The organism is Streptomyces sp. iso_384 (assembly GCF_056172905.1).
Window position 1 is genome coordinate 5,415,218 of sequence record NZ_JBWBTT010000001.1, and the last position, 18,481, is coordinate 5,433,698.

The window sequence follows — 18,481 nt, forward strand, 5'->3', positions numbered from 1 at the left end:
GCCACCTGGGGCTACGGACGCTGGAAGCGAACAGCGCTCTCCTCAGCGGCAGCGGCCGGTCCACTGGCCGTAGCGCACGAACTGGCCGGAGGCCGACACGACATCCACAGCAGAGCCGGTCCCGGGAACCGGCGCTCCCGACATGCCTGGCACCACTGCCGAGCCCTGGAGGCGATCCAGTTGAGTACGGGACGAGGAGTCGAATCCTCTTCCGCGGCCGACCCCGGTGACTCCACCGAAGCCCCACGCTCCGGAGGATCCCTGTTCTCCTCACTGAAGGTCAGAAACTACCGATTGTTCTTTCTCGGCCAGGTCGTCTCCAACAACGGCACCTGGATGCAGCGCATCGCCCAGGACTGGCTCGTACTCAGTCTCACGGGCTCCGCGACCGCCGTCGGCATCACCACCGCGCTGCAGTTCCTGCCCCTGCTCCTCTTCGGACTGTACGGCGGCGTCCTCGTCGACCGCCTGCGCAAGCGCCCCGTGCTCGCGCTGACCCAGACAGTCATGGCGTTCGCCGCTCTCGCCCTGGCTGCCTTCACGCTGACAGACAGCGTCCAGGTATGGCACGTGTACGCCGCCGCGTTCGCGGGTGGCCTCGCGACCGTTCTCGACAACCCTGCCCGCCAGTCCTTCCTCTCCGAGCTGGTCGGCCCGGATCAGCTACGGAACGCCGTCGGCCTCAATTCGGCGAACTTCCAGTCCGCCCGCCTCATTGGTCCCGCCGTAGCGGGGCTGCTGATCACGGGCATCGGCACCGGATGGGCGTTCCTGCTCAACGGTCTCTCCTTTGCCGCTCCCCTGACCTGCATGCTGCTGATGCGCACAGCTGAACTGCGTACCGTCGAGCGTGCCCCGCGTGGCAGGGGACAACTACGCGAGGGCCTTCGCTACGTCGCCGACCGCCCGGAGCTGGTGTGGACCATTGTTCTGGTCGGGTTCGTCGGTACCTTCGCCCTGAACTTCCCTGTCCACCTCTCCGCCTTCGCCGACGACGCCTTCCATGCCGGTGCCGGTACCTACAGCCTCCTCAACACTCTGGTGGCGGCCGGCTCCCTGGCCGGTGCGCTGCTCGCCGCCAGGATGGGAACGGCACGGCTGAGACTGCCCTTCCTGGCCGCGCTGGCTTTCGGCATCGTGGAGATCGCGGCCGCACTGACGCCGTCCCTGTGGAGCTTCGCTCTGCTCATGCTGCCCATGGGGCTGTTCGCCATGGTCGTCAACGTCAGCACCAACACCACCATCCAGACGTCGACGGACTCCACGATGCGGGGCCGTGTGACAGCCCTGTACATGATGGTCCTACTGGGGGGTGCACCCGTCGGCGCTCCGGTCGTCGGATGGATTTCCGACACGTACGGACCTCGCGTCGGCCTTGTGACAGCCGGCGCCGTGGCCGCCTGCACCGCCACGACAACAGGGCTCGTCCTGGCCACGGTCGGCGGCCGTAGAGTGGCAGTCGGGTGGAGCAAGCATCGCCTACGGGTTCGGATCGTGCGCCGGGAACCAAGGGCGGAGAGAGAAGGCCCTGCATGACTCGAGCATCTACGCACGGGAATCCGGGGTGCATCCGGACCCGCGGGCAGAGCGCATCACATCCGACCTGGTCAGCCTTCGCCCTTGCGGCGCGCCGCCTCGTCCACGAAGGCCACTGCCGTGAACGGACCGGGCCCGCCCGGGCGGGGATCAGCTGCGTCGACACCGCTCCGAGTTCCCGCACGCCACTCCGCCTCGAGGATGCCGAACACCAGGGAGTCCCGCCAGCCGTCCCGGATCCATGCCGTGTGTCGGTGGTGCCCCTCGTACGTCATTCCGAGCTTTGCCAGCACCCGGGAGGATCCACGATTCCGCGGGTCGCAGGTGGCGTGGATCCGGTGAAGCCCCAACTGGTCGAACCCGAGCGAGAGAAGCGAGCGCCCGACTTCGGTGCCGATGCCTCGGCCCCATACCCGCGGATGCACGAGGTAGGAGATCTCACCCTGCCGCCGTCTGTGACTACGCACATACAGCTCGCCCATACCGACGACGGCGCCCCCGCAGCGGGCCACATGGGCGAACCGCCGCCGAGGTTCGTCCGACCGCGCCGCGACGGCGGCCTTCACGAAGTGGCGCGTCTGGTCCTCGGTGTTCGGCCCCCAGGGCTGGAAACGACAAGCCTCGGCGAGGCTGGCCCATGAGTGGACGTCCTGCCAGTCGTCGAACGCGATCTCGTCCAAAGTCACCGAGGGCCGGCTCATGGGCCGATCATGCCAGATGGATCGGACACGGCGGAGCAGTCGAGAAGCAGGCACTGATCGCCCCTGGACAGTGATCGCAGAAGGCGGCGGAGCGGATCGGCGGTGCGGGCGGTGCTATGCCTGCTGCTGGTTGAGGGCGGACAGGGCTGCGTCCAGTCGCCGGGTGGCGTCTTCAGCAAGGGGCTCGAGGGCGTCCTGGCCGGTCAGAGTGACCATCGTGGCGGGGTCGAGGGCCTGGACCACGATGCGCGCACCGTCAGCTCGGACGACGACATTGCAGGGCAGTAGCAGGCCGATGGAGCGGTCCACCTCGATCGCCTGATGGGCGAGCGGCGGGTTGCAGGCGCCGAGGATCAGGTAGTTCTCCATGTCGTGGCCGAGCTTCTCCTTCAGCGTGGCCCGCACGTCGATCTCGGTCAGGATGCCGAAGCCCTGCTCGGCCAGGGCCTCGCGTACGGCCCTCACGGCCTCCTCGAAGTCGCTCTCCACGTACACGGTGCGGCTGTAGGTCATCGCCATCGCCTCTTCCTCGTCCGCTGGTCCCACTTCGCGCGGGGATCTCCGGGTACCCGCCCGGTGACGGCCCACCCACGGAATATACCCCCCGGGGTACAAGTGTTACGGTGAAGACAGATACCCCCTGGGGTAATTTCCATGCGAAAGGAGTATCCGCGTGTTCTTCGTTGACACCATTGAGCTGGAAGGTCTCGGCAACCGCAGCTATCTGGCCGGCGGTGAGCGCACGGCGGTGGTGGTGGACCCGCCGCGTGACATCGACCAGGTCCTGGCGACAGCCGTCCGGCGCGGTGTGCGGATCTCACACGTGGTGGAGACGCACATCCACAACGACTACGTCAGCGGCGGCCTGGAACTCGCCCGGATCACCGGCGCTCGGTACCTCGTGCCGGCCGGTGCTAACGTCCCGTTCACGCGGGTGGCTGTCGCCGACGGCGACACCGTGGAGATCGACACGGTCAGCCAGGTGACGCTGGTGGCGATCGCGACCCCCGGCCACACCCCGCACCACATCTCGTACGCGCTGCGCGAGGCGGGGCGCCCGGTGGTCGTCTTCACCGGTGGGTCGCTGCTGATCGGCACGGTAGGTCGGCCGGACCTGGTCGAGCCGCGGCTGACCGAACAGCTCGCCCGCGCCCAGCACGCCTCCGCCCGCCGTCTGGCCTCCGGCCTTCCGGACGAAACGGCGGTGCTGCCCACGCACGGCTTCGGCAGCTTCTGCTCCTCGGCCCAGTCCGAGGGGGAGGAGAGCACCATCGGCAAGGAGAAGAGCGTCAATGCGGCGCTCACCGTCGATGTGGACACCTTCGTCGCCGACCTGCTGGCCGGGCTGGAGGATGTGCCCGCCTACTACGCGTACATGGGCCCGGCCAATACCGCAGGTCCGGCGCCGGTGGATCTGACCCCGCCCGTGCTCGCGGACCCCGCCGAGATCGCTACGCGGCTTGCGGCCGGGGAGTGGGTGGTCGACCTGCGCAACCGGGTGGCCTTCGCCGAGGGGCACGTGGCGGGGGCGTTCAACTTCGAGGCCGACGGCAAGATCGCCACCTACCTCGCCTGGATGATCCCCTGGGGCAAGCCGGTCACCCTGCTCGCCGAGTCGGCCGAGCAGCTCGCCGACGCCCAGCGCGAACTGGTGAGGGTGGGCATCGACCGGCCGGCCGCCGCTGCCACCGGTGGCCCAGCCTCATGGCTTCCCGCGGGACAGGCACCCGTCTCCTTCCCGCGTTCCACCTTCGCCGGGCTCGCCGCACAGGACAGCGACGGGGTGGTGGTCCTGGACGTGCGCCGCGACTCCGAGCGGGCGAACGGCTGGATCGAGGGATCGGTGCACATCCCCATCCACGAGCTCCACGGGCGTCTTGCCGAGGTGCCGCAGGGAGAAGTGTGGGTGCACTGCGCCGGCGGAATGCGCGCCGCGATCGCCGCATCCCTGCTGGACGCGGCAGGCCGGGCTGTCGTCGCCGTCGACGACGGCTTCGACGTCGCCACCGACGCCGGCCTGCCGCTGACCACCGGCTGACCCTCACCCCAGCACGAGAAAGGGGAGAACGTCATGTTCCTCTCCCGCCGCAGCCAGTCCCGCGTCAGCGTGGAACAGGCCCGCAGCCGTACCAGTGGCCCGGCCCCGGACGCGGTCCTGCTCGATGTCCGCGAAAAGCCTGAGTGGATCGCCGGCCATGCCCCCGGCGCGGTGCACGCCCCGCTGTCGAAGCTCGTCGCCGGCAGTGACCTGCCGCCCGGAGCGTCGGGCCGGCCGCTCGTGGTCATCTGCCGCAGCGGACACCGTTCCCAGCAGGCAGCCAAACTCCTCACCCGGCGCGGAGAGCAAGCAGTGGATGTCAAGGGCGGCATGAACGCGTGGGCCGCGTGCGGATACCCGGTCAGCGACGAACGCGGGAACAGCGGCCGGATAGCGTGAGTGCCCTCGTTCTCGCCCTCATCGCCGGAGCCGTCATCGGCCTCGCCCTCGGAGCCCTGGGCGGCGGCGGCAGCGTCCTCGCCGTGCCCGCCCTGATCTACCTGCTCGGCTTCACCCCGGCTGCGGCCACCACCGCCAGTCTGATCATCGTGGCCGCGACCTCCGCCACCGCCCTGTACGCCCACACACGCGACGGCCACGTCGCCTGGAAAGCCGGATCACTCTTCGCCGCCGCGGGCATCATCCCCGCCTACCTCACCGGAGCAGCATCCGGCCACGTAGCCGACGCGGTCCTGACCATAGCGTTCGCGGTGATTGCCGCACTGGCGGCCGTGCGCATGTTTCGCCCCTCCACGTCAGAGCCGGCAGGCCGGACACGGGCCGGTAAGGCAGCCGGGGCAGGCGCAGGACTCGGCGCGGTGACCGGATTCCTCGGCGTCGGCGGCGGATTCCTCGCCGTCCCCGCCCTGGTAGGCGTCCTCGGCCTGACCATGCGCCGCGCGGTGGGCACCAGCCTGCTCGTCATCACCGTCAATTCGCTGGCCGCTCTGACCGCCCGCGCGGGAAGCGGTGGCGGCCTCGACTGGGCGCTGATCGGCCCCTTCACCGGAGCGGCGATACTCGGCGCCTGGGACGGCAAACGCCTCAGCGCCAAGGTCTCCGGCGACGGCCTTCAAAAAGTCTTCGCCGGCGTGCTCCTGGCAGTGGCCGTGTTCATGCTCATCGACGTGATCGCATGAACACACCAGCCACTGCCGCACTCAGGCCAGCGACAGGAACAGCTTCTCCAGCCGGGCCCGCATCTCGTCCCGGTCGCCGGCCGCCTGCCCGCCCTCAGCCATGCAGTGCTGCAGGCCGGTCGCGATGATCGCGAACCCGGCCCGGTCCAACGCGCGGGAGACCGCCGCGAGCTGCGTGATCACATCCTCGCAGTCCCGGCCTTCCTCGATCATCTTGATGATCCCCGCGATCTGCCCCTGAGCCCGCCGCAGCCGGTTCAGCACCGCCTTCAGCTCGTCGGCCGCCATCTCAAGCTCCACCATCCACCTCCACCGAAGGAAATACCCCTAGGGGTATCATACCCGGGTACGGACATCCACCCCCGGGAGGACCACGGAAGGACCACTCCGCACATGAGCACCACCCCCACCGCCCTCATCCCCGCCCAGGCCGCCGCATGCCTCGACGACTACACCGTCATCGACGTGCGCACCCCCGGCGAATACACCGCAGGCCACCTCCCCGGTGCCCACAACATCCCCCTCGACCACCTCCACACCGCCCTGCCCGCCCTCAAGGCAGCAGCCAACGGCGGCAACCTCCTCATCGTCTGCGCCTCCGGCAACCGCTCCACCACCGCCTGCGCCGAACTCGCCGCCGGCGGCATCCCCGCCACCACCCTCACCGGCGGCACCACCGCCTGGGCCGCCGCGGGGCACGCCCTCCACCGCCCCGAAAACGCACAGGCCCCCTGGCCCATGGAGCGCCAGGTCCGCTTCGCCGCCGGATCCCTTACCGTCCTCGGCCTCGCCGCGGGCCTCCGCTGGCGCCCCGCCCGCTGGCTGTCCGCTGCCATCGGCACCGGCCTCGTCCTCTCCGCCGCCACCAACACCTGCGGCATGGCCGCCGCCCTCGCCAAACTCCCCCACAACCAGCCCCGCACCACCGACCTGGACGCCACCCTGCGAGCCCTGCAGGACTGACGCACCGTCGACCACGAAGAGCTGACGGCCAGTTCGCCTGACCCCGCTCAGTATCCTTCGGCCGTCACACCTGCCCGCCGAAAGACACTGCCACCCGTGTCCGGTCACCCGCGAGCGCACGATCCGCGGGGCCGGGCGCGGCTGGACCGAGCCGGTCCGACGCTCGGCCTCCGACCACCCCGACGGCGATGCGCCGACCACGTGGCGTGTCCACCACGGCGGGAACGCCATCCGGAATCCGCCCCGAACCGGTCGACCAGAGACTGCACCGGCGGGATACCTCCGGGGTGCGTACGCGGATGTACATGGTCCGGGAAGTCGCGTCGACGCCCGTGACGGACGCCCCCGGCTCGTCGGCGAGCCACTGGTCCACTGTGTGCTTGGGGATGCCGGTCCATGCACTGAGCCGGAACGGGAGCTCCGTGGGGCCGTGAGCGGAACGAACATGCCGGCGAACAGCAGGACCGTGGCGTCCTATGTGCTGCGGGCAGGCCGTCCGGCCGCCCTGTCGGCCTCCACGCCGTAGGCGAGTGAGCTCGCGCCGGGCTCGCGCGACAGGCCGCTCACCGTAGGGCGTGCGAGGGATGCACGGCCTCGTCGGCTCAGTGCCGTCGGCGGCCGAAGAGTCGTCGTCGGTCATCCCGCAAGGCATCCACTGAGCGCGAGGCGTTCGACCTCGAGGCTGCAGCACTCTCGTCGAGAACGAGGCGGCCGACGAGCCCGCACTGCCGCACAGAGCCGAAAGGCGCCCGTCAGCCGTGGGAGTCCCCTGGGACCTTTCTGGGACTTTCAGCCCCATCAACCGGCACGAGTATGAAAGAGCCGAACGGCCATTCGTGCACGTCAGCAGCCTCCACACTCCCATCACAGCAGGTCACGGCACTCGCTAGTCTCTTCCGGGACATCTGACGGCCGCATGCCACCGCAGGCCCTCTCCGGCCTGCTGTTCAGCGGGGCGGAGAGGGGTGCGGGTGAACGACCTCCGGGCGTCGCGCTCTGCCCGTATCGATCTGTTGTCACCCACGTCCGACCGGCTCCCGGGCACGCCGCTGATCAGGCTCACCGGGGCCGGCGGCATGGCCGGTGTGGCCATCCGTCACCTCAACCACCGGGAACGGCGCAAGCCGCACGGCAACCCGCACCAGGACTGAGGGCACCCGCCCCCGCAAGGGGGCAGCGGGCCCTCTCCCGCCGGGAGCCGGGCCCGTGGCTGCCGCCGTCGAGAACCGACCTACGGCTGCATCGGGGCGGTGCCCTCGATCATGTGCAGGGTGGATTCCAGCGAACGGATCTTCCGCGCGGTCGGCCCCGCCCGCTCCGCGATCCTCAGCAGCCCGGCTTGGTGTGCGTCCGCTCGGAATCCGGCCATGCGGTGTGCAGTTGCTCGTAGAACTTCCGGCCGTGCGTCTTGATATCGGCGATCTTCGGAACACTGGCCGCCCAGTCCGTCGGCGCTGCCGCGCGGGGCGTCTGCCGGCGGGTCCGGACGCTCGGTGACCCGCCGGAACGCTTCGACATGCGCGTTCTCGAGGGCTGACCCGAATCTCCGCCGGGGCGTTGACCGGAGCATCGCGCCCCCTCGGGCGAACACCGGTGGGGCACCCTCCTTGCCTTGTGCAATGTCACACCGTACATTGCGAGTTCCGGTCCACGGTCGAGGAGGAACGAGCATGACGGATGCGCGTCAGGGGCAGATCGTGGCCGATGAACCGGACGAGAACAGGGCGCGGAAGAACGGCCTGTACGGGGAGGTGAGCAGCGAGCTCGCCGAGAACATGAGGCAGGGCTGGGCGGACACCGAGCGTCATGACCTCGAACCCGTGGCGCAGGCGGCGTACACCGCGCGCCGCCGGGCGGCGCTCTCCGCCCGGTTCCCCGGTGATCTCCTGGTGATCCCCGCCGGAAACCCGAAGGTCCGCGCCAACGACACGAACTATCCGTTCCGGCCGTCCTCCGACTACGTCCATCTGACGGGCGACCAGTCGCAGGACTCCGTACTGGTCCTGGAGCCCGGCCCGGGCCGCGAGCACCGGGCCATCGCCTATCTGCTCCCCCGGTCCGACCGCGAGAACGGCGAGTTCTGGCGCGACTACCACGGTGAGCTCTGGGACGGCCGCCGCAACAGCCTCACCGAGAACGAGCGGCTTCTCGGCCTGCCCTGCCGCGATGTCCGCACCCTCACCGAGCGGCTCGCCGCGGCCACCGGCCCGATCCGGCTGCTGCGCGGCCACGACGCGGACGTCGACGCCGCCCTCGCCGACAGGGTGACCGCCGAGCGCGACACCGAGTTCCGCGCCGCGCTGTCCGAACTGCGCCTGATCAAGGACGCGTTCGAGATCGCCGATCTGCGCCACGCCTGCCGGGCGACCGTCCGTGGCTTCGAGGACGTGGTACGCGCCCTCGGCACGGACACACCGACCCCGGAGCGGGTCGTCGAGGGCACCTTCTGGATGCGGGCGCGGATCGAGGGCAACGACGTCGGTTACGCGTCGGTCTGCGCGGCGGGACCGCACGCCACGACCCTGCACTGGGGCCGCAACGACGGCGAGACCCGCCCGGGCGAGCTGCTGCTCATCGACGCCGGAGTGGAGAGCCGCAACCTCTACACCGCCGACGTCACCCGGACCCTGCCGGTCGACGGCCGCTTCACGCCGGTCCAGCGCCGGGTGTACGACGCGGTGTACGCGGCGCAGTCGGCCGGTATCGCCGCGGTCGGGCCCGGCGCGAAGTACCGGGACTTCCACCATGCCGCCCAGCGGGTGCTGGCCGAGCACCTTTCTTCCTGGGGCCTGTTCGGCGGGCGGTCGGTGGACGAGGCGTACGAACTCGGGCTGCACCGCCGCTGGACGCTGGCCGGCACGGGGCACATGCTCGGCCTGGACGTCCACGACTGCGCGAAGGCCCGCACCGAGCTGTACGTGGACGGGACGCTGGCGGCGGGCATGGTGCTCACCGTGGAGCCGGGCCTGTACTTCCAGCCGGACGACCTGACCGTACCCGAGGAGCTCCGCGGCATCGGCGTGCGGATCGAGGACGACGTCCTGGTCACCGAGGACGGCAACGAGAACCTCTCGGCCGGTCTTCCACGGGCCGCCGACGAGGTGGAGGCGTGGATGGCCCGGCTGCGGGGCTGACGACGGGAACGGGCACACGACCCGGACACCTGATGGCACAGGTGCCGGATGACGGGAGGGCGTGCGATGGAACAGCGGGACGGCTCGCGCGGGGCCAGGAACCACGACCGTCGGACACCGGCCGTGGTCGCCGAGGTCTTTCGGCAGGGGTGGGCGGACACGGACCGGAGGCTTCCGCCCGTCTCCGGGGCCGCGAGCGCGGCCAAGCGGCGTGCGGCGGTGTCCGAGCGGTTCCCCGGCGAGCGGATCGTCGTCCCGGCGGGCGGGCTCAGGACGCGCAGCAACGACTTCGACTACGCCTTCCGGCCGCATTCCGCGTTCATCCATCTCACCGCCGAGCAGGGGACGTCGGCGGTGCCGGACAGCGTGCTCGTCCTCGAACCCACCGGCAGCGGGCACGAGGTCACCCTGTTCACCCGGCCGCGGTCACCGCGCGACGCCGGTCCGTCCGGGGCGGAGTTCTACAGCGACCGGCAGCACGGCGAGTTCTGGGTCGGCCGCCGCCGTACCCTCCGGGAGACCTCCGACGCCCTCGGCGTCGACGCGGCCGCCCGGGACGGCCTGGAGCGGGCGCTCGGCGGTGGCGTACCGACCCGAGTGGTGCGCGGCACGGACGCGTTCGTCGACGCGCTGGTCCCGCCGTCCGCACCGGCCGACGCCGAACTGCTGTCTTTCCTTTCTGAGTTGAGGCTGGTCAAGGACGAGTGGGAGATCGAGCAGCTGCGCGCCGCCGTGGGGCACACGGTCGCCGGCTTCCACGACGTCGTCGGTGAACTGCCCCGCGCCGGCCGCCTCGCGCGGGGTGAGCGGTGGGTCGAGGGCACCTTCAACCGGCGCGCCCGGCTGGAAGGTTACGGCCTGGGGTTCGAGACGATCGCGGCGGCCGGCGCGCACGCTTGTGTACTGCACTGGATGCACAACGACGGTCCGGTACGGGAAGGGGAGCTGCTCCTGCTGGACGCGGGTGTCGAGGCGGACTCGTTCTACACGGGGGACGTCACCCGGACCCTGCCGGTCGGCGGCCGTTTCACGGATGTCCAACGCCGCGTGTACGACCTGGTGTTCGCCGCCCAGTCGGCCGGCATCGCGGCGCTGCGGCCCGGTGCGCCGTACGGCGCGTTCCACGACGCCGCGACGCGCGTCATCGCCGAGGGGCTGGACGCCTGGGGCCTGCGGCCCGGCGGCGGGGCGATCCCGCACGAGCCCGGCCTGTACCGCCGCTACACCGTCTGCGGCACGGGCCACATGCTCGGCCTGGACTGCCACGACTGCGCGGCCGCCCGCAGCGAGACGTACTCGGGCGGTGTGCTGGAGGAGGGTCATGTGCTCACCGTGGAGCCCGGGTTGTACTTCCAGCCCGACGATCTGACGCTTCCCGAGGAGCTGCGCGGCATCGGCGTGCGGATCGAGGACGACTTCGTCATCACGGCCGAGGGCGCGCTGTGCCTGTCGTCGGATCTTCCGCGCGGTGCGGACGCGATCGAGGCGTGGATGCACGCTTCTCGGTGACGCCACCGAGGCCCTGAGCGGCGCCCGGACACGCCGCGTTGGCTCAATAGCCGTCTTCTTTCGCACACTTGTGATCGAGGTCAGGCCACCTTTGTGCGGTCGGTGCGCAGATTTTTCAGAGATTCCCCCATCCGGAGGAGCGCACTACGGCATAGGATCATGCCGCGTGCCCCTGGGGCCTCTGCTGCCCCACCAGCATCGCTGACCCCGTTTGCACGACCTCACCGACACCCCCACAACCCGTTAACAGGTATCTGAGTGTCACCGATATTCGAGCCCGGTTCCGGCCACGGAGCCGCGCAGTGAAAATCAATCGTCGCCTCGTACTCCTCGTCACCGCACCGCTCACCGTCGCCGTCGCCTTCTCGGTTCTCGCCCTCGCACCGGCGACGAACCAGGCGCTCCAGGCAGGCCGGCTGACCTCGATGGTCGATGCCGCCGACGGAGCGAGCGAGCTGGCCCACCGGTTGCAGCGTGAACGGGCGGCGGCCACCGCCCTGATCTCCGAACAGGGGGACGCGGAAGCCTTCCGGTTACGTGCGAGCGCCACCGACAAGAGCATCGCCACGTTCCGCAGCCGGACCAAGGGTCTCTCCTCGGTGCCCGGCAGCGCACAGGGCGCCCTGGACCGTATCGAGCGCTTCATCGAGGAGATGCCCGGGCTGCGCGCCCAGGTACGCTCGGGCAGCAGCACCGTCTCCGCACTCGCCTTCGGCTATCGGATCGTGATCGCCGACCTCAACAGCTACCGCGACGGCATCGCGCAGGCGGACGGCGTCGACGCCGACATCGCGGACCGGATCCGTGCCGCGGCCGCCCTGTCCGAGGCCGCCGAGCACACCGCCCAGCAGCAGGTCACCGTGGCGAGGGCCCAGGCCGCGGGCGGTTTCACGACCGCCTCGCAGCGGACCTTCGACGCCGGCCGGCTGGGCTACACCGAGTCGATCGGCGTCATGTTCGACCTCGGGCCCGGCGAATGGCGGACCTGGCTGGAGCGCACCCTCTCCGGGGCGAAGGCGCTGGAGGCCCGCCGGCTGGAGGACGAGATCGGGCGCACGGGCACCGGCAAGGACATCACGGTCACTCCCGAGGAGTGGCAGAAGGCCGCCAACGACCGTCAGGGCCTCCTGCGTTCGGTGGAGAAGCGGGTCGACGCCGCCGTCTACGCCCAGGTCTCCGACGCACGCACCACCCTCGTCTGGACGGCCGGCGCGGAAGTCGCCCTGGTGATCCTGACCCTGGTCGGCGTCGTCGTCGTCGCGATCCGCCTGGGCCGCGTCATGATCCGGCGGCTGCGCGATCTGCGCAACGCCGCGCACGAGGTCGCCCACTCGGGGCTGCCCGCCGTGATGAACGAGCTGTCCCGGCCGGGCGCGCTGCGCGGGGCGACGCCCGAGGAGGTGGCCCGGCGGACCGGCGACCCGGTCAGGACCACGGGCCAGGACGAGATCGGCGAGGTCGGTGAGGCGTTCAACGCCGTCCACCACGAGGCCGTCCGTCTTGCCGCGCAACAGGCTCAGACGCACGAGCAGTTGGCCGAGACGCTGGTCGGGGTCGCGCGCCGGGGAGCCCGGTTGACCGCGGTCATGGTGTCCGAGCTGGACACCGTGCAACGCGACGAGGCCGACCCCGTACGGATGAAGACCCTCTTCGCTCTCGACCACCTCGCGGTCCGCATGGAGCGCAACACCAACAACCTGCTGGTGCTGGGTGGTTACGGCAACGCCCGGGTGCGGTCCGCCGATGTCGGGTGCTCCACCGTCATCGTGGCCGCCGCCCAGCAGATCGAGCGTTTCGACCGGGTCTCGCTCGGCGTGATCGAGTCGGGGATCGGCGTCACCGCCCGCGCCGTGCACGACGTGGCGCACATCCTGGCGGAGCTGCTCGACAACGCGACCCGGTACTCGCCCCCGGACAAGCAGGTCGGGGTCGCCGTCTGGCGGCTGTGGGACCGGGCGGTCGTGCAGATCGTCGACGAGGGCGTGGGCATCACGGCGGAGCGCCGCGCGGTCCACAACGCCGCGCTGCGCGAACCGCAGGCGGGCATCGGCGACGTACGGTCCATGGGTCTGCACGTGGTGGCACGGCTCGCCGCGCGCCATGGCATCGTTGTCGAACTGCGCGACTCCTCGGGCCCCGGCACCATCGCCGAGGTCACGCTGCCCGCGAAGGTGCTGGCCCTGGACTTCAAGGAGGACCAGGGGCCGTCGCAGGGCGGGCTCGGCAGCGATGTCGGCTACGAGGCGCCGCGCCCGATCACACCGCCGGGGCCGAGCGGTCGCCGCCGGCCCACCGCGGCGGACACGCGGCCCGGCCACGGGGGCGCCCCGGTCGGCTCGGGGATCGCCGGCCGTGAACGGGGGCACGACACCGCGCCCGCCGCCGCGCCAGCGCACGGGCACGGGCACGACACGGCGTCCGTACCCGCGTCCGCCCCCACGGGTGAGCGGGGGCACGACACCGCTCCCGCACCGCATCCCGTGCACGACGAGCCGGTGTCGCGGGTCGCCGGGGTCAGTTCCTCGGGGCTGCCGCTGCGGCAGCGCAGAACACCTCAGCAGTGGCCCGCCGGGGGCAAGCGGGCCGGCGCCGAACAGCGGCCCGGCACCGGTGCTCCGCGACCGTCGCCCCGCCGCCGGGATTCCCGGCAGGTCTCCGACGTACTGGCGGCCTACGCCCAGGGGATCAACCGGAGCACGAACCACCGGGGGCGTTCCGCCCCGGACGACAACACCGAACGGACCGAGAAATGACCACCTCCTCCGACCTGAGCTGGATCCTGAGCGATTTCGCCGGGCGTCTCCCGGAAGTCACCCAGGCGATAGCGGTGTCCGTGGACGGACTCGCGCTGGCGTACACCGGCGTGGAACGCGACGACGCCGAGCGGCTGGCCGCCATCGCGTCCGGCGTCGTCAACCTGCTGTCCGCAGCGGCCCAGTTGACCAATACCGACCCCGTGGAGCACAGCCTCACCGCGATGGAGGGCGGCTACATGTTCTCGATGGCCGTCTCCAGCGGCGCCTCGCTGCTCGTGACCACCACCAGGGACGCGGACATCGGTGAGGTCAGCTACATGATGTCCGAATTGATCAACCAGGTCGGCGACTCGCTGTCCCCCCAGGTCCGCGACGCGAGCCTGCCGCCGGCGCGCTGACCTCCGGCCCGGCCTCCCCCGGCCTCCCCCGGCCTCCCCCGGCCGCGCCCGGTCCCGACCGGGACCCCTCGATCCTGCCGCCCCCCGCCACGCCCGCTGCCCCTCCACCCCTGATGAGAGCCCTCATGTTCCCCTTCGCCCCATCGAGTCCCCGCCACCGCAGATTCCGTCCCGTCGGCGCCGCCGTCCTGGCCCTCGGCCTCGCGGCCGTCACCGGGTGCAGCGGCGACAGCGGCTCCTCCGACGACACCGTGAAGGTCGGCCTGGTGGCCTCCCTGTCGGGCACGTACGAGCCGGTCGGCACGGAGCTGCGGGACGGCTTCAAGCTGTATCTGGACACCCACGGCAACAAGCTGGGCGGCCGCAAGGTCGAGCTCATCGTGGCGGACGAGGGCGACGGCCCGCCGACCGCCGTGCCCGCGGCCACCAAGCTGGTAAAGAAGGACAAGGTCGACGTGTTGACGGGCCTCGTCGGCGGCGGATCGGTCAACGCGGTGCTGCCCCTGACCCAGCAGGCGAAGATCCCCTTCCTGGGGTCGAACGCCCGGCCGCCGGTCAAGGACATCGAGTACGTGTGGACGACGAGCTTCCTGTCCGACGAGCCGGGCAAGGCCATCGCTCCGTACATCAAGGAGAAGGTCGACGGACCGGTCTACGCGATCGGCCCGGACTACCAGGGCGGTTACGACGAACTCCGCGGCTTCACCGATGAGTTCAAGCGGGTGAAGGGGAAGCTCGCCAATCCGGACGGCAAGACCACCTGGACGCCGTTCCCGAAGACGACCAACTTCATGCCGTACTTCGCGGAGATCGCCAAGACGGACGCCAAGGCGGTGTACTGCTTCTACGCCGGCAAGGCCGCGATCGACTTCGCCAAGCAGTACGCCCAGTCCGACATCGCCGATCTGCCGCTGTACACGGCGTTCGTCACCGAGGGCAGCGTGCTCCAGGCCCAGGGGCCCGCGGCGAAGGACATCTACTCCGTCCTGAACTACGCGGCGGACCTGGACAACGAGGCGAACCGCAAGTTCGCCGCCGACTGGACCGCGGAGCACGACACCCAGCCCACCACCTACGCGATGTCGTCGTACGACGCGGCCGCCGTGCTGGACAAGGCGATCGCCGACGCGGCGAAGGACGGCGACGTGACGCCGCAGACCATCAACAAGGCCATCGCGGGTCTCGGCCAGATCGACAGTCCGCGCGGCGCCTGGGAGTTCGGCGACAAGGCGCACTCGCCGGTGCAGACGTGGTATCTGCGCCAGGTGCGGCCGGACGGCTCCCAGCTGGCCAACGTCATGGTCCAGGACCTGGCGACGCTCGGCAGCTGACATGGATCTCCTGGATGCCCACCTCGTACCGGCGGTGGACGGAGTGGCCTTCGGGCTGCTGCTGTTCGTGGTCGCCGCCGGTCTGAGTCTCGCCTTCGGCACGGCGGGTGTGCTGAATCTGTCGCACGGCACGCTGTACGCGATCGGCGCCTACACCGGGGCCGAGCTGAGCGACGGGACCTGGGGCGGGCTCGTCCTCGGTCTGGCCGCCGGAACCGCCGCGGCGTGCGTCGCCGGGGCGGGGCTGTCCGCCGCGACGGCTCCGCTCGCCCGGCGTGGGCATCTCGCGCAGGCACTGCTGACGTTCGGGCTCGCCCTGATCGGCGGTGATCTGCTCATCCAGTTCTTCGGGGCGGACGAGCTCCCCGTACGCGTACCCGAGGCGCTCGACTCCTCGGTGAGGCTGCTGGGGCACCGCTACCCCGCCTACCGGCTCTGCTTCATCGTGATGGCCGTGCTGCTCGCCGCGTTCGGTACCTGGGTGCTGACCCGGACCCGGATGGGTGCGGCGGTACGGGCCGCCGCCGACGATCCGCAGATGCTCGCGGCCACCGGGCTCAGCCCCCGGGCGGTGCACACCGGCGTCCTCGCGGCGGCGGGTGCGCTGGCCGGGGCGGCGGGTGTGCTCGGGGCGCCGATCATCGGCCCCGGGCCCGGCACGTCCGAGAACGTGCTGATGCTCTCCCTGGTGGTGGTCGTGCTCGGCGGCCTGCGCTCGCTGTGGGCGACCTTCTTCGCGGCGGTCGCCGTGGGCGAGGTGCAGACGCTGGGCGTCTCGCTGGCGCCCGAGCTGGCGCCGTATTTGCTCTTCGCCGCGATGGCGGCGGTGCTGGTGCTGCGCTCCCGCTTCGCGGAACCGGCGACGGGGCACGGACCCGAGGGCCCTGTCGCGGACCCGATCGCCCGGCTGCGGGGCGCTCTCGCGGCCCGGCTGCGACGGCCGTCGGGCAATGCGGCGAGGTCGGCGAAGGCGTCGGAGGCGGACCGGGGCCGAGGTCAGGACCGGGCCACGGACCGGAGCGTCACGGCCCCCCGAGCGGGCGGGAACCGGGTGCCGGTGTGGGTCGGCCGGCTGCCGGGCAGGGCCGCGTGGTGGCAGGCGGCTCCGCTGCTCGTGCTGCTCGTGGTGCTGATCGCCCTGCCGGCCCTGCTCGACGCGTACAGCATCTCGCTGGCCGGTTCCGCACTGGCCCTGGGGCTGCTCGCGGTCAGCGTCACCATCCTCACCGGTTACGCCGGGCTGCCCACCCTCGGGCAGACCGCGCCGTTCGCCGTGGGCGCGTACGCCACGGCGAACCTCGCGGACGCCGGGTGGACGGTGGGCCCCGTCCAGATCGTCCTCTCGGCGCTCGCCGCCGCCGTCTTCTCGGCGGTGGTGGGGCCGGCGGTGATCCGGGCCCGCGGCACCACCGTCCTGATGATCACGCTGGCCATCGGCGAGCTGACCGGTGCGGTCGTCAACCAGCTCAAGTCCGTGACCGGCGGCGCCGACGGTCTCGTCGGTTTCCCGGCCACGCAGGCGCTCTGGGGCGGGGACGGGATGCTGGAGGAGAGCGAGCTGTACACCTACGCGCTCGTCGTCGCCGTCGTCGCCGTGGCCCTCACCCTGCTCGTCCTGCGTTCCCCGGCGGGGAAGCTGCTGACGGGCACCCGGGGCGCCGAGGCGCGGATGCGCGCCTCCGGGCATCCGGTGGGGCGCTATCTGCTGGTGGCCCACATCTGCGCGGGCGCGCTGGCCGGTGTGGGCGGTTCGCTGATGGTGACCGTCCAGCAGTACCTCTCCCCCGCCGACGTCGGGTTCGAGATCGCCGCGTTCGCCCTGCTGGCGGTGGTCATCGGCGGTACGACGTCGGTGATCGGCGCACTGCTGGGCGCCGGGCTCATCGTCGCCACCCGGGACTGGGTCGCCGGTTCCTGGCCCGGCCACGGGCCGCTGCTGCTCGGCGTGCTCTTCGTCGCCACGGTGTACGTGCTGCCGCGCGGTCTTGCGGGTCTGCGCCGCGGATCCGGCGGCGGGCCGTCCTGTGACGCGCCCCGGCCACCGGATCAGCCGCCGCCCGTCCCCACCTCGGCCCCCGCCGGGAAGGTCTCCCCATGACACCCGAACCGACCACCGCGGCACCGGCGTCCGCCCCCGCGACCACCCCGCCGCCCGTGCTGGACCTCACCCGGCTCACCCGCAGATACGGCACGCTCACCGCCGTCGACGACGTCGGCCTGCGGCTCCCGGCGGGCGCCCGGCACGCCGTCATCGGCCCCAACGGCGCGGGCAAGACCACCCTGCTCAACCTCATCGCGGGCACGGACCGACCCGATCACGGCACGATCGCCCTCGACGGCGCCGACATCACCCGTACATCCACCGCCAGGCGCAGCCGTCTCGGCATCGCCCGCAGCTTCCAACAGCCTTCCGTGATAGCGGAGTTGTCGGTGCTGGACAATGTCGTCCTGGCCGGCTGGCCGCACCATCCGAAGCGCCGCGGGGCGTGGCGCAGCCCGTCCCGCTACCGGCAGCACACCGAGTCCGCGGGCCGCCATCTGGAGACCGTGGGACTGGCGGACCTCGCCCGTCGCCCGGCCTCCACCCTCTCGCACGGGCAGCGCCGCATGCTCGACCTCGCCGCCGCGCTGGCGGGCGCGCCCCGGCTGCTGCTCCTGGACGAGCCCGCGGCCGGACTGACCGACGGCGACATCGGCCGGCTGCTCGGCATCCTCGGCGGTCTGCCGGCGAGCGTGGCGGTCATCCTGGTGGAGCATCATGTCGAGGTGGTCGCCCAGATCGCCTCGACGGTCACGGTGTTGGCCGCCGGGAAGGTGCTCGTCACCGGCGAGACCCAGGAGGTGCTGGCGCACCCCGAGGTCCGCGACGCGTACCACGGCTCCGGCTCGACGGCAGCAGTCGGCGAAGCGGCACCAGTCACCGAAGCGGATCCCGCCACCGAAGCGGCGCCCGTCACCGAAGCGAGAGGATGACCG

Annotated in this window: 17 protein-coding genes; 13 read left to right on the plus strand and 4 right to left on the minus strand. The window is 71.3% G+C overall.

The features are described from left to right. Positions 1 to 180 precede the first annotated feature (180 nt). Entirely contained in the window at positions 181 to 1,536 is a 1,356-nt protein-coding gene (locus AC0VY3_RS24310; RefSeq protein ID WP_412082584.1) for an MFS transporter, read from the plus strand. A gap of 71 nt (positions 1,537 to 1,607) precedes the next feature. Here AC0VY3_RS24310 and AC0VY3_RS24315 read toward each other — a convergent pair whose 3' ends face one another. After that, on the minus strand, positions 1,608 to 2,237 hold the full coding sequence (locus AC0VY3_RS24315; RefSeq protein ID WP_412082585.1) for a GNAT family N-acetyltransferase: 630 nt from the start codon (positions 2,235 to 2,237) through the stop codon (positions 1,608 to 1,610). 114 nt (positions 2,238 to 2,351) lie between these two features. Beyond that, positions 2,352 to 2,750 (minus strand): DUF302 domain-containing protein, encoded by a 399-nt coding sequence (locus tag AC0VY3_RS24320; RefSeq protein ID WP_412082693.1) that lies wholly within the window; start codon positions 2,748 to 2,750, stop codon positions 2,352 to 2,354. Positions 2,751 to 2,910: 160 nt separating this feature from the next. Here AC0VY3_RS24320 and AC0VY3_RS24325 point away from each other — a divergent pair, with 160 nt between their 5' ends. From AC0VY3_RS24325 to AC0VY3_RS24335, 3 genes are read left to right on the plus strand one after another with little or no spacing between them, the layout of a single operon-like run. After that, entirely contained in the window at positions 2,911 to 4,275 is a 1,365-nt protein-coding gene (locus AC0VY3_RS24325; RefSeq protein WP_475550587.1) for a rhodanese-like domain-containing protein, read from the plus strand. Positions 4,276 to 4,308: 33 nt separating this feature from the next. Beyond that, entirely contained in the window at positions 4,309 to 4,674 is a 366-nt protein-coding gene (locus AC0VY3_RS24330; RefSeq protein ID WP_103509362.1) for a rhodanese-like domain-containing protein, read from the plus strand. Then, the gene (locus AC0VY3_RS24335; protein ID WP_412082587.1) at positions 4,671 to 5,414 is read left to right on the plus strand and encodes a sulfite exporter TauE/SafE family protein; all 744 of its coding nucleotides are present in this window, start codon (positions 4,671 to 4,673) and stop codon (positions 5,412 to 5,414) included. Before AC0VY3_RS24330 ends, AC0VY3_RS24335 begins: the two co-directional genes overlap by 4 nt. A 21-nt stretch (positions 5,415 to 5,435) precedes the next feature. Here AC0VY3_RS24335 and AC0VY3_RS24340 read toward each other — a convergent pair whose 3' ends face one another. Further along, positions 5,436 to 5,714, minus strand: a complete 279-nt coding sequence (locus AC0VY3_RS24340) for a metal-sensitive transcriptional regulator (RefSeq protein ID WP_103531405.1) — start codon at positions 5,712 to 5,714, stop codon at positions 5,436 to 5,438. Positions 5,715 to 5,807: 93 nt separating this feature from the next. Here AC0VY3_RS24340 and AC0VY3_RS24345 point away from each other — a divergent pair, with 93 nt between their 5' ends. After that, a complete protein-coding gene (locus AC0VY3_RS24345; protein ID WP_412082588.1) occupies positions 5,808 to 6,377 on the plus strand; it encodes a rhodanese-like domain-containing protein in 570 nt (189 codons plus the stop codon). A gap of 971 nt (positions 6,378 to 7,348) precedes the next feature. Continuing rightward, on the plus strand, positions 7,349 to 7,528 hold the full coding sequence (locus tag AC0VY3_RS24350; protein WP_475550588.1) for a hypothetical protein: 180 nt from the start codon (positions 7,349 to 7,351) through the stop codon (positions 7,526 to 7,528). Positions 7,529 to 7,608: 80 nt separating this feature from the next. Here the strand turns inward: AC0VY3_RS24350 and AC0VY3_RS24355 are convergent, their stop codons facing one another. Continuing rightward, positions 7,609 to 7,746: a hypothetical protein gene (locus AC0VY3_RS24355; RefSeq protein WP_475550589.1), complete on the minus strand. Its 138-nt coding sequence runs from the start codon at positions 7,744 to 7,746 to the stop codon at positions 7,609 to 7,611. 301 nt (positions 7,747 to 8,047) lie between these two features. On the opposite strand from AC0VY3_RS24355, the gene AC0VY3_RS24360 reads away from it, so the two are divergent. The 7 genes from AC0VY3_RS24360 to AC0VY3_RS24390 all read left to right on the plus strand — a co-directional run bounded on the left by AC0VY3_RS24360 (position 8,048) and on the right by AC0VY3_RS24390 (position 18,478). Further along, positions 8,048 to 9,511, plus strand: a complete 1,464-nt coding sequence (locus AC0VY3_RS24360; RefSeq protein ID WP_475550590.1) for an aminopeptidase P family protein — start codon at positions 8,048 to 8,050, stop codon at positions 9,509 to 9,511. Between the two features lie 66 nt (positions 9,512 to 9,577). Beyond that, a complete protein-coding gene (locus tag AC0VY3_RS24365) occupies positions 9,578 to 11,020 on the plus strand; it encodes an aminopeptidase P family protein (protein ID WP_475550591.1) in 1,443 nt (480 codons plus the stop codon). Between the two features lie 302 nt (positions 11,021 to 11,322). Continuing rightward, positions 11,323 to 13,773, plus strand: a complete 2,451-nt coding sequence (locus AC0VY3_RS24370; protein WP_475550592.1) for a sensor histidine kinase — start codon at positions 11,323 to 11,325, stop codon at positions 13,771 to 13,773. Then, positions 13,770 to 14,174, plus strand: a complete 405-nt coding sequence (locus AC0VY3_RS24375) for a roadblock/LC7 domain-containing protein (protein ID WP_103509534.1) — start codon at positions 13,770 to 13,772, stop codon at positions 14,172 to 14,174. The genes AC0VY3_RS24370 and AC0VY3_RS24375 overlap by 4 nt, the downstream gene beginning before the upstream one ends. A gap of 125 nt (positions 14,175 to 14,299) precedes the next feature. Then, positions 14,300 to 15,505 carry an ABC transporter substrate-binding protein gene (locus tag AC0VY3_RS24380; RefSeq protein WP_475550593.1) on the plus strand — a complete coding sequence of 402 codons (1,206 nt, stop codon included), beginning with the start codon at positions 14,300 to 14,302 and terminating at the stop codon, positions 15,503 to 15,505. Position 15,506: 1 nt separating this feature from the next. Next, the gene (locus AC0VY3_RS24385) at positions 15,507 to 17,603 is read left to right on the plus strand and encodes a branched-chain amino acid ABC transporter permease (protein ID WP_475550594.1); all 2,097 of its coding nucleotides are present in this window, start codon (positions 15,507 to 15,509) and stop codon (positions 17,601 to 17,603) included. Beyond that, positions 17,600 to 18,478 (plus strand): ABC transporter ATP-binding protein, encoded by an 879-nt coding sequence (locus AC0VY3_RS24390; protein ID WP_475550595.1) that lies wholly within the window; start codon positions 17,600 to 17,602, stop codon positions 18,476 to 18,478. The genes AC0VY3_RS24385 and AC0VY3_RS24390 overlap by 4 nt, the downstream gene beginning before the upstream one ends. Positions 18,479 to 18,481 lie beyond the last annotated feature (3 nt).

Excerpts from the sequence above, each read along its gene's own strand:
- AC0VY3_RS24315 (WP_412082585.1), bottom strand. The coding sequence starts at position 2,237 with ATGAGCCGGCCCTCGGTGACTTTGGACGAGATCGCGTTCGACGACTGG.
- AC0VY3_RS24320 (WP_412082693.1), bottom strand. The coding sequence starts at position 2,750 with ATGACCTACAGCCGCACCGTGTACGTGGAGAGCGACTTCGAGGAGGCC.
- AC0VY3_RS24330 (WP_103509362.1), top strand. The coding sequence starts at position 4,309 with ATGTTCCTCTCCCGCCGCAGCCAGTCCCGCGTCAGCGTGGAACAGGCC.
- AC0VY3_RS24345 (WP_412082588.1), top strand. The coding sequence starts at position 5,808 with ATGAGCACCACCCCCACCGCCCTCATCCCCGCCCAGGCCGCCGCATGC.
- AC0VY3_RS24355 (WP_475550589.1), bottom strand. The coding sequence starts at position 7,746 with ATGGCCGGATTCCGAGCGGACGCACACCAAGCCGGGCTGCTGAGGATC.
- AC0VY3_RS24360 (WP_475550590.1), top strand. The coding sequence starts at position 8,048 with ATGACGGATGCGCGTCAGGGGCAGATCGTGGCCGATGAACCGGACGAG.
- AC0VY3_RS24365 (WP_475550591.1), top strand. The coding sequence starts at position 9,578 with ATGGAACAGCGGGACGGCTCGCGCGGGGCCAGGAACCACGACCGTCGG.
- AC0VY3_RS24375 (WP_103509534.1), top strand. The coding sequence starts at position 13,770 with ATGACCACCTCCTCCGACCTGAGCTGGATCCTGAGCGATTTCGCCGGG.
- AC0VY3_RS24380 (WP_475550593.1), top strand. The coding sequence starts at position 14,300 with ATGTTCCCCTTCGCCCCATCGAGTCCCCGCCACCGCAGATTCCGTCCC.
- AC0VY3_RS24385 (WP_475550594.1), top strand. The coding sequence starts at position 15,507 with ATGGATCTCCTGGATGCCCACCTCGTACCGGCGGTGGACGGAGTGGCC.
- AC0VY3_RS24390 (WP_475550595.1), top strand. The coding sequence starts at position 17,600 with ATGACACCCGAACCGACCACCGCGGCACCGGCGTCCGCCCCCGCGACC.